Origin of the sequence: Nitrincola lacisaponensis, from assembly GCF_000691225.1 — a bacterium.
Lineage (GTDB): Bacteria > Pseudomonadota > Gammaproteobacteria > Pseudomonadales > Balneatricaceae > Nitrincola > Nitrincola lacisaponensis.
The window spans coordinates 240,020-254,526 of record NZ_JMSZ01000032.1 but is presented as its reverse complement, the minus strand read 5'-3'; the positions used below and the strand labels follow the sequence as shown (position 1 = coordinate 254,526).

Sequence of the window (14,507 nt, the reverse complement as noted above, 5' to 3'; positions counted from 1 at the left end):
GTAATCATTACAGGGTCAAGAAAAATGTCAGACATATTGCGCATAGGTCAGGTTGCCGGTCTCACTGGCTGCTCTGTCGAGAGTATTCGGCATTATGAGAAACTGGGACTGCTTCGGCCGCCAAAGCGAAGTGCTCAGGGATACCGCTATTACGATCAGCACAGTGTCGAACGTATCGGATTCATTCGTCATGGGCGTGCACTGGGTCTGGATCTGCACACTATTCAGGCGTTATTAAATCTGGCAGATAATCCGGATGCGGACTGTACGGCTGCGGACGATATTGCCAGTCACCATCTGGAACAACTGGAACAACGCATCGAAGCACTTCAGGCACTTGCGGATGAATTACGCCAGTTGGTGCATCAATGCCGGGGAGGACACACGCGTGATTGCCGTATTATTCAGACGCTTTTTCAGCCCACGGAAACAACAAACAAGACGGGGTTCAGAGAATCGGAATTTGAACAAGGATTAAGTTAACTACGAGAGATATAGCAGAAGAAAATGGCGTCCCATAGGGGGTTCGAACCCCTGTTACCGCCGTGAAAGGGCGGTGTCCTAGGCCACTAGACGAATGGGACGTAAGGATATCAAACACTTGGAGCGGGAAACGAGACTCGAACTCGCGACCCCAACCTTGGCAAGGTTGTGCTCTACCAACTGAGCTATTCCCGCGTCGTGTTTAAGTGGTGCGTATTCTACGGATTTGTCGGTGCCCGTCAACACTTTTGTGTAATAAAATTACCGGTAATGTGCTGCCATCCCTGGCAGCCAAGCATTCACCCTGAATTCAATGCGCAGCAGCAACCGCGTCAGCTGTTTGGGATTGATATTCTGCCCGTAACTGGCGCGCAGCCTCGACCATGTTAGCCAGTGCTGGCAACACCTCATCCCACTGACGCGTTTTCAAACCACAGTCAGGATTGACCCATAAACGCTCCACCGGAATACGTTCAGCCGCTTTGCGCATCAGCTCAACCATATGCGCCTGAGACGGAATGTTCGGAGAGTGGATATCATAGACTCCCGGCCCTATCTCATTGGGGTAGTTGAAATGATCAAACGCATCCAGCAACTCCATATCAGAGCGTGACGTTTCGATGGTGATCACGTCAGCGTCCATATCTGCAATGGATGCAATAATGTCATTAAATTCCGAGTAGCACATATGTGTATGAATCTGCGTGTCGTCGGCAACGCCATTCGCCGTAATCCTGAAAGCCTCTACCGCCCAGTTCAGGTACTCGGCCCATTTTGACCGGCGTAATGGCAGCCCCTCACGCAAGGCGGCTTCATCGATCTGAATGACTCGTACACCGGCCCGCTCCAGATCCAGCACCTCCTCACGAATCGCCAGCGCCAGCTGCTGACAGGATACCGAACGGGGCTGATCATCCCGGACAAACGACCAGTTCAGAATCGTCACCGGTCCTGTCAGCATTCCCTTCATCGGTTTGTCTGTCAGCGACTGCGCATACACAGTCCAGTTGACGGTCATCGATTTGGGACGACTGATATCACCGAACAGAATGGGTGGTTTGACACAACGCGAACCATAAGACTGCACCCAGCCGAACTGGCTGAACACATAGCCCTCCAACTGCTCACCAAAGTACTCCACCATATCGTTACGTTCGGCTTCGCCATGCACCAATACATCCAGCTGCAACCCCTCCTGCTCAGCCACACATTTGGCAATTTCATCACGCATGATCTGGGTGTACTTCACCTCACTGATCTCACCGGCCTTGTACTGCTTACGCGTCTGACGTATCGCTGCTGTCTGCGGGAAGGAGCCAATCGTAGTAGTCGGAAAAGCAGGCAATTGCAGCAGGGAGGCCTGTTTTTTCGCACGCACAGCATAGCTACTCTGGCGTCTGCCCAGTTCTGGTGATATCTCACGCACAGCCTGCTGCACGACAGGATTATGTACCCGGGCCGACTGGCGTCGTGCCGTCAGGGATGCCTGATTTGCGGTCAACTGCTCAGCGACCGCTGAACGTCCCTGATTCAGCGCCGTGGCCACACATTGAAGTTCATCCAGCTTCTGTAACGCAAAGGCCAGCCAGTCACGCACCTCAGCATCCAGCACCTGCTCACTGTTCAGGTCTACCGGCACATGCAGCAACGAACAGGATGGTGCCAGCCACAGGCGATCCCCCAAGCGCTGATGCAGCGGCTCCAGCCATTCCAGCAGTGCGTTCAGATCAGTTTTCCAGATGTTGCGCCCATTGATGATCCCCAGAGACAGGACCCGGTCTTGCGGCAGCAGACTTACCAGCGGTTCCACTTCACGACGCGCACTCAAAGCGTCCAGATGAACGCCCTGCACTGGCAACTCACTGACCAGCACCAGATTCTCTTGCAGTTCACCAAAATAGGTTGTCAGCAGCAGCTTCACCGCAACACCCGACAGCTGTGCATAAGCGGTTTTAAATGCAGCCTGCCATTCTGGCTCAAGCTCGGTTACCAGCAACGGCTCATCAATCTGCACCCACTCCACACCTTGGGCTGCAAGGGTTTCCAGCAACTGAACATAAACGGGCAGCAAACGCGGCAACAATGCCAGACGATCAGAAGCATCCTTGGACTTTCCAATACCCAGATAAGTCACTGGACCTATAATCACCGGTTTGGCACTGACACCCTGGCGCTGCGCCTCATGCAGTTGATCCAGCAACCGTGAAGCATCCAGAGCAAACTCAGTGGCGGCACTGAACTCCGGGACGATATAGTGATAATTGGTATCAAACCATTTGGTCATCTCACCTGCCGCTACACCACCGCAACAACCACTGTGGGATTCAGCTTCGAGAGAAGAGCGTCCGCGCGCCACACGGAAAGTATTATCCAACAGGTCACCCTGAAAATGCTTCACCCGTGACGGTAGATGCCCCAGCGTAAAGCTCATATCCAGCACCTGGTCATAAAAGGAGAAATCCCCTACAGGTGCCCAGTTCAAAGCAGACTGAGCACGCCAATGACGTTCGCGCAACTGTGCACCAACAGCCTTCAGTTCATTCAGGGAAGACTGGCTTTTCCAGTAAGATTCCAGTGCAAATTTCAGTTCACGCTTGGCGCCAATACGCGGAAAACCAAGATTATGGGTAATAGCCATGCAATATTCCTTTTCATGGAGGGTTAGCTTGCATGACATGTTAGAGACACTATAACATGAAGTAAAATGGTGAATAATCAATTTAAATTGAATTAAATTAATAATTAGAGATCACAAAAACAGCAAAACAAGAGCTGGAACCATCAAGAACAGACGGAATGACAGAAAAATTCTGAACCAGGGAAAGCAAAAGATATGATTAAGAAGGTACAACAGACATGAAACTGGAGCGGGAAACGAGACTCGAACTCGCGACCCCAACCTTGGCAAGGTTGTGCTCTACCAACTGAGCTATTCCCGCTTGGTGCGTCTGCAAGATTGGCGTCCCATAGGGGGTTCGAACCCCTGTTACCGCCGTGAAAGGGCGGTGTCCTAGGCCACTAGACGAATGGGACGTCGCGTATTGCAGTGTTTTGAAAGTGCTTGTAAAGAGAGTGGCGTCCCATAGGGGGTTCGAACCCCTGTTACCGCCGTGAAAGGGCGGTGTCCTAGGCCACTAGACGAATGGGACGCAATCAACACTTTCGTGCTTCTCCTGAAACAGGCCGTGCTCCAGAAGAGGCGCAAATAATACGTAGACGAACTATCTACGTCAACACCCAATCCCAAAAAAAATCCAAAACACGAAAAAAAACCTGTTTGCTTCAAGTGATTAAGCCTGGCACGGTGCGAGAAGCTGACGACTGGGTTAGTATTAAGCTAAACAAACCCGTGGTACAGCAAGCCCCAATCAATTATGACTCCAACTGAAACCGCTGCCATCATCCTGACAGGCGTCTTTTTTATGGCCATGGTCGCCATTGCCATACAGTCAGCAGAAAATCAGCGACGTGAGCGCCAAATGCAGCTCCTGTCTATCCGTAATCGCATCCGCGGCACTGAACATCTGCTGGACAACCTGCCCGCTGAGTTTCAATCAAAAGCCTTGCGCAGCCTGTTAATTCAAGCACTGAGAAATCTCTGGGTCAGCGCTGCACGCCTGGATCGCAACCCCGGAATTCAGGAGGCTTTACAAAAACTGGATGAACGCGAGAAAGAACCCTTCACTCCCCCCGGTTTTCCTGCCAACCAGATCACGCTATTTCAGGATCGTAATACAGCGCAGCGAAACCGCTCTCTGGTCAGAGAAACGGCTCAGCTGATTATGGAATTGAAACAGCAGAATGCGCTGAGCAGCCAGGCCGCACAGCAACAGTTAGTGCAGCTAAAAGTGGCTTATCAGCGCTGCAGTTGTGACTTGCTGATTATGGAGGCCCAGCACGCATTGAATGATCGGGGCCCCCAGGTTGCCATCCACAAGTTTCGCAGCGCAACCATGCAGCTGAGACGCCTCAATCACCAGCAACAGCTGGAAGCTCAACTAAGCCGACTGAACACCCTGATTCAGGAACTGGAAACACAACTGCATACGGATTCAGACTCTGCTCAGTCAGTACCCGTGAGCCGCCCCTGACGATAATCCATCAACGCCTGATCGATCTCTGCCAGCGTATTCATTACAAAAGGCCCATACTGGACCACTGGTTCATTCAGAGGCTCAGCGGCAATCAACAAAAACCGTGCTGGCTGATCGCCGGTTTTCAGGCTGACTTGATCACCCTCTGCCAGTTCTACCGCTGCTTCTGCAGGCACAGCCGTTTCATTCAGCCGGACGGCACCTTCAAACAGATAGACAAAGCCATGCAAGCGGCTGTCCAATGGCAGGGTCAAGGATGCATCAGGTTGCAGTGTCACATCCATAAACACAGGATGTGTTGATATACCAGTAACCGGTCCCTGATAGCGCTCACCTCTCCAGTGCAGCTCCCCCGCCACCAGACGCACACACATTTGCTCATCGCTGATTTCAGTAACGGCCTCAGGCTCAATGTTCTGATAGGCTGCAGGCTTCATCTTTTCGGCTGCCGGAAGGTTCACCCAGAGCTGAAACCCGCGCATCAATCCCGATTCCTGCTGCGGACGTTCTTCATGAATCACACCGCGACCGGCCGTCATCCACTGCACACCACCACTGGAGAGCAATCCTTCGTTACCCATATGATCACGGTGTAACATCTTGCCATTGAGCATATAGGTGACTGTCTCAAACCCCCGGTGCGGATGTGGTGGAAAGCCGGCAATATAATCATCCGGGTTATCGGACGAAAACATATCCAGCATCAGAAAGGGATCAATTCGCACATTCTGACGCTGACCTATGCTGCGCTTCAATCTGACACCCGCGCCATCCTGGCTGTCAATCGCCGGGATAATACGCTTAATCTCGCGGGTTACCATACTGACCTCCTGCTTACGCCAATGCCAACGCATCAAGTTCAGACTGAGCCTGAGCAAGTGATGCCTGGGAATCGGACATATTCAACCCTTCGGCATAAATCACTTCAACCTGCTTAATGCCGACAAAACCCAGTATCAACTTGATCCAGGGCACCTGGAAATCCAGCCCAACATCCCGATACAAACCACCCCGAGTCGCCAGCACATACACCGGTTTGTCCTGCAGCAACCCTTCAGGCCCCTGTTCAGTATAGCGGAAGGTCACGCCATTTCGGGCGACCTGATCAAACCAGGCTTTCAGCTGACTGGGTACCGCAAAGTTGTACATCGGGGCACCCAGTACCACTGCATCAGCCTGCTGCAGTTCAGCTATCAGCGTATCTGACAACTCAACAGCAGCCTGCTGTTCCGGAGTCCGCTGTTCAGCTGGAGTCGACAATGCCGCAATACTGCCTGCATCAAAATGTGGAATGGGGCTCGCGACCAGATCACGCACCACAACCTGACCATCAGCATTATCTGCCAGCCAGCGCTTGATCAAACGCTCAGCCAACTGTGCAGACTGCCCCTGGTCACCAAATACACTGCTTTTTACATGAAGTAAGGTTTTCATTTCAGTATTCCTCTCTTTGAGTAGATGATGTTGCATATTATGTAATTTGATAAATCGATAATACACAGCAATAATTGACTTAATTTGATCGAATAATTGGATAATAAAAATGCAAGTAACCCTGGATCAATGGCAAGCCTTTATCAGCGTTGTGGATGCAGGCGGATACGCTCAAGCGGCAGAAGTACTGAACAAAAGCCAGTCATCAATCAGCTATGCAATTAACCGGCTGGAACACAGCCTGGGCACTACCCTCTTCCGCCTGGAAGGACGACGTGCACGCCTGACCGAGGCAGGTGAAGGCCTGCTGAGACATGCCCGTCAACTCACTGAACACGCCCAGCAGATTGAAGCACTGGCAACACACTTTGCCCAAGGCTGGGAAGCCGAGATACGCCTGGCCGTCGACAGTATCTTTCCCGAGTCACTGATACTGCATGTGTTAAACCAGTTTGCTGAAGAGCAGCCCCAAACCCGTATTTTACTGACCGAAACAGTGCTCAGCGGTACGGATGAAGCCTTATTGAGGCGAGAAGCCGATCTGGTGATTGGTGGACGCGTCCCTCCCGGTTTTATAGGCCAGGCACTGATGAATGTAGAGTTCATTGCTGTCGCTCACCCACAGCATCCATTACATCAACTCAACACACCACTGACACTGGAGCATTTACGCCCTCACCGACAACTGGTCGTGCGGGATTCTGGCAGTCGACGCCTGGATGCAGGATGGCTCGGTGCTGATCAGCGCTGGACTTTCAGTAATGCCAGCACCTCCATTCAAAGCGCCTGCCTCGGATTGGGGTTTGCCTGGTATCCCAAACTGAAAATTGCGGCTCAACTGAATCGTGGAGAGCTCAAACCACTACCGATGGAAACAGGCGCCAGCCGCTTTGCGCAGCTGTATCTGGTACTCAGTGAAGGCGAGTTTGCCGGCCCGGGTACCAGGCGCCTGGCTCAACTCATAGAGGCAGAAGTGAAACTCAGGGGCTACAGTTAATCAGACAGATCCGGTTGTACTGTCCCTGACGTAAAGTCATCAGGTATTCAAGTATCGAGGTGTATCATGTTTCGCATCACAGGATGGTTACTCATGTTCAGTTTTCTATTCGGCTCATCGGTACAGGCCGATCCCCGGCCCGAACAGTTACTCGATCACCAATTGAGGCGGCTCCACACTGACGAGGTGGTGGATTTAAAGGACCGTTATCAGGGCCAGCCTCTATTGTTTGTCAACACAGCCAGTCATTGTGGCTTTACCGGTCAGTTTGAGGGACTTGAGGCCCTGCACCAACGCTACAAGGATCGTGGACTGATAGTGGCGGGCTTTCCGTCCAACAGTTTCAGACAGGAAGCGGATGACGAAGCCGAGACAGCGCGTGTCTGTTTCTTCAATTTCGGTGTGACGTTTGACATGTTTGCCCCCATCAATGTCAGAGGTGATGAGGCACATCCGATTTTTGCCGAACTGGCCCGGCAAACGCGCGCGCCACGCTGGAATTTCTACAAATATCTGATTGATCAGGAAGGTCGGGTGGTCGAGGTTTTCCCCAGTACAACACGCCCGGATTCCACGACTGTCCGTCGGGCAATTGAGGCTCTGCTGGACGGCTGATGATCAGAACTGCCTCAGCCGTACAGCGGATACAAGCCTTAGTGCTGGTTCAAACGACCGAGCAGGCTTTCCAGCAGGTTTTTCATTTTATCACAGGCACCTGCAATCGCTTTGTGAGTCGTATCCGCATGCTGGGTAACAGCCTGAGGCTGCAGACCAGCCAAACGCACTTCAAGCAGACAACGCTTGTCATGTTCACCCGGCTTGTGAGCGTTCTCATCATGCAAGTGTACTTCCACACGCGTAATTTTATCGCCAAAGCGGCTCAATGCTTTTTCCACAACAGACTCAACATGCGCGGTCAATGCGCTGTCATTTTCAATACTGCTGTCAGTGTTCACCTGAATAATCATTCAATTCTCCATCCGATACAGGTCAGCGCCAATAAAACACCGCTGAAAGCAGTGGTTAATGGCAACACAGGAATTCTAACCTGTCCGTGGTTCAGGTGCTACAAAGACGACCTGACTCTCGCGAATCAATTTTATCTTATGTCAAAATCGCGTAATATTGCCGACTCGCCAGCAATAGCCAACATCGGAGCAGTTTCATGTTGAAATGGTCAATCCCCCTATTCACTGCAGCACTTCTTAGCGGCTGTGCACCGGGCCACCTGTATATTGAAGAAGGTGTTGTTGAATCCATTGATCAACGTCTGGCAGGTCAGGACGAACAACTGAATGAACTGTCAGGTGGACAACAGCGTGTTCTGGAGCAGTTGGTCGCGGCACAGGAAACGGTCATCAGTCGTCTGCAAGACACGATTACAGAACAGGTTAAACCACCCGTGTGTGAGCCTGTTCCCAGACTGGTCTGCCCTCCTCCAGCCAATGGCGGAACCATGATGCTGGGTGGCCAGGAAAAGCAGCTGGTTGGTGAAGCCGAGAAAGTACATCTGTCCCCTATGGATCTGGTATTTAACGCACGTATCGATACCGGCGCAACAACCTCCTCTCTGGATGCCCGAAATATTCAGCACTTTGAACGAGATGGTCGTCGCTGGGTACGCTTCGACACACTGCACCCGGAATCAGGTGAAGAACTGACTTTCGAACGCCCGGTTGTACGCCGTGTCAGGATCAGCCAGTCAATCAGTGAAGACTATGAACGTCGTCCTGTTGTCGAGCTGCACTTTACGCTGGGGGGAATCAGTCACACAGCTGAATTCACCCTGAGTGATCGTAGTCACCTGGATTTTCCGCTGTTGATAGGCCGGAATATTTTACGCGACCAGATGATTGTTGATGTCAGCAGACAATACATTGCACCCATTGACTTTCTCTTCCGGTCAGAATAATTCTGCGCTGAACTTAAGGACGCTCCTCAATGGTTTCCCGAGTCCCGTTTTACACGACTGTTGCCATTTTGATTATTACCGGCCTCAGCCTGGCGATGATGCGCCATTTACAACTGGGCATCCCCTTCTGGCCCGGTGAGCAAAAACAGGCCTGGTTGATTGAAGCACGTGTAGACTTTGTCAGTTTTGACCAACCGGTGCTGGCCAGCTTGAAGCTACCACACAACCCACCGGGCTTTACACTACTGAATGAAGTTGCCGCTTCTCCGGGATACGGTTTTGCCATCATTGAGCATGATGGTCAACGGCGAGGGGAGTGGTCCAAAAATCAGGCAAATGGCCAGCAAACTCTCTACTACAAAGCTCAGCTGATACCTGATAAAAACACCCTGGAGACAACAACAGAGCCCAGACCGCTGGCGCGTCAGGTCTTATGGAGCGACGCTGAAGCCATTGCGGCCAGCGATATTCTGACTCAGGCAAGAAGCAAGTCCAGCTCCGCCGAGAGTCTGACCCGAGAGCTGTTGCGACTGTTACGTAATCCTGAACCTGGACAAAACACAGCACTTCTGTTGACAAATCATTCGATTGCGTCCGCGCTGGACAAGCTCCTGAACCAGGCTGGCATTCCAACACGTGTATCTGTCGGCCTCTACCTTGAAGATGCCCGCCGTCGCCAGGGGCTGACTCAGATGGTGGAAATCTATACCGATGACCGCTGGCTGGCCTTTGACCCTCAAACAGGATTTCAGGGGCTCCCTGAAAATCTGCTGCTCTGGCAACGTGGCGGCGACTCATTGCTGGATGTTGTGGGCGGTCAAAACTCACGCGTGAGCTTCTCCATGATTGAGCAGACACTACCCTCTATTGAACTGGCTCAGTCACAGTTTGCCGGACAAGGCCTGTCCTGGCTGGGTGTACACACTCTGCCAATTGAAGAACAGAGCATGTTCAAGCTGCTGTTTTTGTTACCTCTGGGTGCCATGGTGGTGGTCTTCATGCGTATCATCATCGGATTAAAAACATCCGGCACATTTATGCCTATTCTGATTGCACTGGCCTTTCTGCAAACATCGCTGGGCCTGGGCCTGATCAGCTTTATCAGTATCGTTGCCATGGGGTTGATTATCCGCACCTGGCTATCACGCCTGAACCTGCTGCTGGTATCCCGAATTGCAACGCTGGTCGTTCTGGTGGTATTTCTGGTGTCGTTACTCAGCCTGGTCGGCTATCAGCTTGGCTTCAGTACCGGAATGACGATCACCTTCTTCCCGATGATCATTATTGCCTGGACGATTGAACGCATGTCGATTCTGTGGGAAGAAGAGGGCCCCAAAGAAGTATTGATTCAGGGCGGTGGCAGCCTGCTGGTGGCAGTCTTTGCCTACCTGATTATGCAGCTCCCGCTGTCAGGACATCTCACCTTCAACTTCCCGGAACTCAACCTGGTGATACTGGCTGTTATCATGCTGATGGGACAATACACTGGTTATAAACTGTCTGAGTTGCGACGTTTTCGTGCCATGCTGGAGCAACGCTGATGCGCTGGGCCAGCCCTTTCAAACTCTATAAGGCAGGCATTCTGGGGATGAACTGCCGTAACGTTGATTTTATCGGACGTTACAACCTGCGCCGTTTTTATCCGCTGGTGGATGACAAGCTCAAGACCAAACTGCTGGCCGAGGAGTATGGTGTCGCCACGCCGGCACTCATCTCGGTGGTGCGAACCCAACATGAAATCAGTCATGTTGAGGAACGCTTGATGGCACTGCAAAGCTTTGCCATCAAGCCCTCACGAGGATCAGGCGGGAAAGGTATTCTGGTGATTACGGGTCGCCGGGATGACTATTTTGTGAAATCATCCGGAACCGAAATCACCCTGGAAGACATCAAACGCCATCTGACCAACACACTGGCAGGCCTCTACTCCCTGCGCGGAAATCCGGATGTTGCGATCATTGAAGACCTGATCGAGTTTGATGATACCTTCGAAGGTTACTCATATGAGGGTGTCCCGGATATCCGCATCATCGTGTTTCGTGGATATCCAGTCATGGCAATGCTGCGCCTGGCGACCCACAGCTCAGACGGTAAAGCGAATCTGCATCAGGGAGCCGTCGGAGTCGGACTGGACATCGCCACTGGCAGAAGTCTGAAAGCAGTACAATTTGCAGTGCCGATAGAGCGACACCCGGACACAGGCAAGCCACTAATCGACATGGAAATACCTGACTGGGAAAACATGCTGTTACTGGCATCACGTTGCTATGAAATGAGCAATCTTGGATATATCGGTACCGATATTGTTCTGGACAAATCCAGAGGTGCACAGCTGCTGGAGCTGAATGCACGCCCCGGGCTTTCAATACAGGTTGCCAATGGGCGAGGACTCTTACCCCGTCTGAGACACATTGAAAGAATCCGAAAACCACATAAAACGGCTGAAGAGCGCGTAGCCTATGCCATGCAAACTTTTTCAGCCAGTGGTCTTTAATCCAGCGGTTTTTTACCCTGACGATACGACACTGCCGGGTTGACGCTAAAACGCCCTTTCATCGCCTCGCGTCCTAACAGCATCCGGAACAGCATGGTATCCCGATTGGTCAGAGACATACTGATCGGGAACACCTGAGTACCGATTTGCAGTTCCGTGGTGATGAAGTAACGCTCTGTCGTATGCCCACCCGAATCAGTGACCTGACGTACATCACTGACCGGCGCTTCACACCAGATGACCTGCTCATTATCATGCTGGCGTGGATGCAGTCCAAAACGCACCCAGCGTTCACCATTCTTGTCAAACTCCTCCACGGCAAACGCATGCAAGGCAGAGCTGCGAGCACCGGTATCCACCTTGCATTTCAATGCCGGAATACCCAGTTGAGGTAAAGCTACCCATTCACGCCACCCCAGCTCCAACAAAGGCTGTTGAGTTTTTTCAGTCATGCCGGTCAGTTTCCATCCAGTAAATTAGAAAAGATCTACATCGCCCGATACAGGTCGCGTTTCAATTTCATGCAGATAGGCTTTTTCACGATCCAGAATCGTGGTGTTATGCAGTGAATGAATTTTTTTCAGCATCACTTTGCCTGTCTGTGGAAAGAAATACACTTTGCGTGGATAAATATCCAACACATCCTGACCGATGACAGGAATCGCTTCCTGCTTCAGATGCTCCAGAACAAAGGATACATTACGCTGACCAATGTTGATAAAGTTCATGTTTTTAAGCACCTGTCCACCACCAAACACCTTGGCTTCCAGGCGATTGCGGTTAGCACCCAGCTTCAGCAGATGATTAACCAGCAACTCCATGGCATAGAGCCCATAACGTCCCGAAGCGGCTACAACACTACCTGCTTCAGCACTGGAGTCATGTGGCAGCATGAAATGATTCAAACCACCAACCCCGGTTAATCTGTCTCGCAAACACACTGAGACACACGAACCCAGCACCGTCACGATCATCGTGTCATCAGAGGTCGCGAAATACTGCCCTGGAAGCACCTTGACCGCATGAGTATCAAAATAGCGGTCATAATAGCGATTAGTAGCCTCATGGCTATGACTCATAGTAAATCCCTGTTGAGCAACTAGCGCAATATGGCACGCACAAAGGTACCATGTTGACGGATTTCAACCGAAGACGACAGCCGCTGCACCAGGGACAGGCCTCGCCCAAATGCATGTGTATCGCTGACGTCAGCTTGCTGGCTCTGCTCAGCCAGATAACCTTTACCACTGTCCTGCACCTCAATCTGCAAAGCCAGTCCCTGATCATCAATACACCACTTCAGCCGCAATCCCAGACGGTCCTTGTCAGTCAAACCAGCCAGACGCTGCTCACGCTCCTGATAGTATGCCATAAACCCTTCAGCACCGACTTTCAGCAAAGAGGTGAGCTGCAGGATGCCGTGATCGATGGCATTGTTTACCAGTTCGCTGACGATGGTGAAACAGCGCTGGCAAATCGACTGATCAAACCCCATACCGGATAAAAACTGATTGCACATGGAAGGCAACTCCTGATGTGCAACCTGGGCTCCCACCAGCTCCAGAAACCATTCGAAGGGTGCAATAGTTTTCATATCCTGGGTCAGGCTTTGTATCGGCTTCAACAGTAGATGGGGATCCGCCAGCTGATGAAAGCGTAGCTCATACATGGATACGTCATCATCAAAGTGGTCTGATCGCACATGTGAAAACAGTGCTTTCATCAGTGGTTGCAACAGGTCCGCCTCGCTTTCCCGAATACTGCGTAACAGTCTGCCAACACCAAAGCTGCGACCTACCGAATCACGCTGCTCAACCACCCCGTCACTGTAACCCAGCAGATACCCATCACTGGGCAATTTGCAGTGTTCTGCTCTGACCTCAAAGGCACTGTCAGGCAAAATACCCAGCGCCATATGTGCAGAACAAAATCTATGGCTGATCTGATGCTGATCATCCAGCATCAGCAGCTCCGGCATTCCGCCATTCCAGACCTTGACATCAGCATGGTGCAGATCGATCTCGACCATTGAGGCTGCAACAAAACGATCTGATGGCAACTGTTCCAGAAGTCGGGTATTGATTTCACGTATAATCGGCTCCAGACGATAGCCCTTATGGACCATCGCCTTGAAAATGGCGACCATTGGCATCAATGTAATCGTGGCGGATAAACCATGCCCGGTCGCATCGGCATGTAAAATAAAAATGCTGCCTGATGGTGCATAGCGGGCCAGGATAATATCACCACTGAAACCTCCCGAAGACTTCAGGTAATGATTGAAGCCTTTTACAGCACGCGTCTGACGACTGAGCAAATGATTATAAAAAATATGCGAAGCCATCTCTTCTTCAAGACGAGCCTTGGTAATCAGATTCTGGAGCTGCTCATTTTTTTCAGCAATAATTTTGGCCAGACGGACGTTATATACCAGAGAGTCTATTTTCAGGCTCAGTAGCAAAGGGTTGACCGGTTTCACAACATAGTCATCCACCCCCAACTCAAAACACTGCTGCAAAGCAGACTGGTCACCACTGGAGCCCAGTACAATGACCGGGATGTGCTGCTGAATTTCCCTGTCCTGAAAATGCGCAATCAGATCCAGGCCCTTGCGATCTCCCAGATCGTAATCTATAAGCGCGATGTCAATCGATTCTTTGGAGGCGATAACGGCCATTGCCTCATCGAAGTCCAATGCCGTCAGTACTTTGAACTGCTGCTGTACAAGGTAGTTTTTGAACAAGGCATTCAGTGCCGGGTTGTCTTCAACCACCAGTAGTGTCACACCTGCTCGGTCTGCATCCACATCACGATACTTCATCGAATATCAACTAGCTTGTCCATATTCGCAATTTGCAGGATTTCAGCTGCCACGCCGGAGACATTGATCACAACCACACGTTTATTCACTTCAGCACATTTTTTTTGCAGCATCACCAGCATGCCCAGTGCCGAACTGTCGAGATACTCAACCTGGGAAAAGTCCATTTGCACTTCTTTCAAAGAGCTCTTGGCCAGTATATCGGCGGTATGGTTGTAGAAATCCTTGTGATAACTGAAATCAAACCTTTCCGGCAGTTTGATTGTCATGCT

At 51.3% G+C, this 14,507-nt stretch carries 15 protein-coding genes and 5 tRNA genes; 7 read left to right on the top strand and 13 right to left on the bottom strand.

Translation table 11 applies throughout. The features are described 5' to 3' along the window. Positions 1–24: 24 nt before the first annotated feature. Positions 25–483 (top strand): MerR family transcriptional regulator, encoded by a 459-nt coding sequence (locus ADINL_RS11275; RefSeq protein WP_051632752.1) that lies wholly within the window; start codon positions 25–27, stop codon positions 481–483. A gap of 25 nt (positions 484–508) precedes the next feature. Here the strand turns inward: ADINL_RS11275 and ADINL_RS11270 are convergent. The 6 genes from ADINL_RS11270 to ADINL_RS11245 all read right to left on the bottom strand — a co-directional run bounded on the left by ADINL_RS11270 (position 509) and on the right by ADINL_RS11245 (position 3,632). Then, positions 509–584: transfer RNA gene (locus tag ADINL_RS11270), tRNA-Glu, on the bottom strand. 18 nt (positions 585–602) lie between these two features. Beyond that, positions 603–678, bottom strand: a tRNA-Gly gene (locus ADINL_RS11265). A 115-nt stretch (positions 679–793) separates the two neighbouring features. Beyond that, a complete protein-coding gene (gene metE / locus ADINL_RS11260; protein ID WP_051632751.1) occupies positions 794–3,121 on the bottom strand; it encodes a 5-methyltetrahydropteroyltriglutamate--homocysteine S-methyltransferase in 2,328 nt (775 codons plus the stop codon). 225 nt (positions 3,122–3,346) lie between these two features. After that, positions 3,347–3,422 (bottom strand) — tRNA-Gly (locus tag ADINL_RS11255). A gap of 18 nt (positions 3,423–3,440) precedes the next feature. Next, positions 3,441–3,516: transfer RNA gene (locus ADINL_RS11250), tRNA-Glu, on the bottom strand. A gap of 40 nt (positions 3,517–3,556) precedes the next feature. Continuing rightward, a tRNA-Glu gene (locus tag ADINL_RS11245) sits at positions 3,557–3,632 on the bottom strand. 225 nt (positions 3,633–3,857) lie between these two features. Here ADINL_RS11245 and ADINL_RS11240 point away from each other — a divergent pair. Further along, positions 3,858–4,574, top strand: coding sequence for a hypothetical protein (locus tag ADINL_RS11240; RefSeq protein WP_036547840.1), 717 nt, complete (start codon positions 3,858–3,860; stop codon positions 4,572–4,574). Here the strand turns inward: ADINL_RS11240 and ADINL_RS11235 are convergent. Further along, a complete protein-coding gene (locus ADINL_RS11235; RefSeq protein WP_036547838.1) occupies positions 4,547–5,398 on the bottom strand; it encodes a pirin family protein in 852 nt (283 codons plus the stop codon). The genes ADINL_RS11240 and ADINL_RS11235 overlap by 28 nt on opposite strands. Before the next feature lie 13 nt (positions 5,399–5,411). After that, the gene (locus ADINL_RS11230; protein ID WP_036547835.1) at positions 5,412–6,011 is read right to left on the bottom strand and encodes an FMN-dependent NADH-azoreductase; all 600 of its coding nucleotides are present in this window, start codon (positions 6,009–6,011) and stop codon (positions 5,412–5,414) included. A 109-nt stretch (positions 6,012–6,120) separates the two neighbouring features. Here ADINL_RS11230 and ADINL_RS11225 point away from each other — a divergent pair, with 109 nt between their 5' ends. Beyond that, on the top strand, positions 6,121–7,008 hold the full coding sequence (locus ADINL_RS11225) for a LysR family transcriptional regulator (RefSeq protein WP_036547832.1): 888 nt from the start codon (positions 6,121–6,123) through the stop codon (positions 7,006–7,008). A 93-nt stretch (positions 7,009–7,101) separates the two neighbouring features. Beyond that, positions 7,102–7,623 (top strand): glutathione peroxidase, encoded by a 522-nt coding sequence (locus tag ADINL_RS11220; RefSeq protein ID WP_204368236.1) that lies wholly within the window; start codon positions 7,102–7,104, stop codon positions 7,621–7,623. A 38-nt stretch (positions 7,624–7,661) separates the two neighbouring features. On the opposite strand, the gene ADINL_RS11215 is transcribed toward ADINL_RS11220, so the two are convergent. Continuing rightward, positions 7,662–7,976 carry an HPF/RaiA family ribosome-associated protein gene (locus tag ADINL_RS11215; RefSeq protein ID WP_036547827.1) on the bottom strand — a complete coding sequence of 105 codons (315 nt, stop codon included), beginning with the start codon at positions 7,974–7,976 and terminating at the stop codon, positions 7,662–7,664. 197 nt (positions 7,977–8,173) lie between these two features. Between ADINL_RS11215 and ADINL_RS11210 the strand changes: the two genes are divergently transcribed. From ADINL_RS11210 to ADINL_RS11200, 3 genes are read left to right on the top strand one after another with little or no spacing between them, the layout of a single operon-like run. Next, positions 8,174–8,920, top strand: a complete 747-nt coding sequence (locus tag ADINL_RS11210) for an ATP-dependent zinc protease family protein (RefSeq protein WP_036547825.1) — start codon at positions 8,174–8,176, stop codon at positions 8,918–8,920. A gap of 29 nt (positions 8,921–8,949) precedes the next feature. Next, positions 8,950–10,461 (top strand): UUP1 family membrane protein, encoded by a 1,512-nt coding sequence (locus tag ADINL_RS11205; protein ID WP_036547822.1) that lies wholly within the window; start codon positions 8,950–8,952, stop codon positions 10,459–10,461. Beyond that, on the top strand, positions 10,461–11,414 hold the full coding sequence (locus ADINL_RS11200) for an alpha-L-glutamate ligase-like protein (RefSeq protein ID WP_036547820.1): 954 nt from the start codon (positions 10,461–10,463) through the stop codon (positions 11,412–11,414). Before ADINL_RS11205 ends, ADINL_RS11200 begins: the two co-directional genes overlap by 1 nt. On the opposite strand, the gene ADINL_RS11195 is transcribed toward ADINL_RS11200, so the two are convergent. From ADINL_RS11195 to ADINL_RS11180, 4 genes are read right to left on the bottom strand one after another with little or no spacing between them, the layout of a single operon-like run. Next, positions 11,411–11,866, bottom strand: a complete 456-nt coding sequence (locus ADINL_RS11195; protein ID WP_036547818.1) for an ATP-dependent zinc protease family protein — start codon at positions 11,864–11,866, stop codon at positions 11,411–11,413. The genes ADINL_RS11200 and ADINL_RS11195 overlap by 4 nt on opposite strands. Before the next feature lie 24 nt (positions 11,867–11,890). Then, positions 11,891–12,493: a chemoreceptor glutamine deamidase CheD gene (cheD, locus tag ADINL_RS11190; protein WP_036547816.1), complete on the bottom strand. Its 603-nt coding sequence runs from the start codon at positions 12,491–12,493 to the stop codon at positions 11,891–11,893. 20 nt (positions 12,494–12,513) lie between these two features. Continuing rightward, positions 12,514–14,235 carry an ATP-binding SpoIIE family protein phosphatase gene (locus ADINL_RS11185; RefSeq protein WP_036547814.1) on the bottom strand — a complete coding sequence of 574 codons (1,722 nt, stop codon included), beginning with the start codon at positions 14,233–14,235 and terminating at the stop codon, positions 12,514–12,516. Continuing rightward, positions 14,232–14,504, bottom strand: coding sequence for an STAS domain-containing protein (locus tag ADINL_RS11180; RefSeq protein ID WP_036548736.1), 273 nt, complete (start codon positions 14,502–14,504; stop codon positions 14,232–14,234). The genes ADINL_RS11185 and ADINL_RS11180 overlap by 4 nt, the downstream gene beginning before the upstream one ends. Positions 14,505–14,507 lie beyond the last annotated feature (3 nt).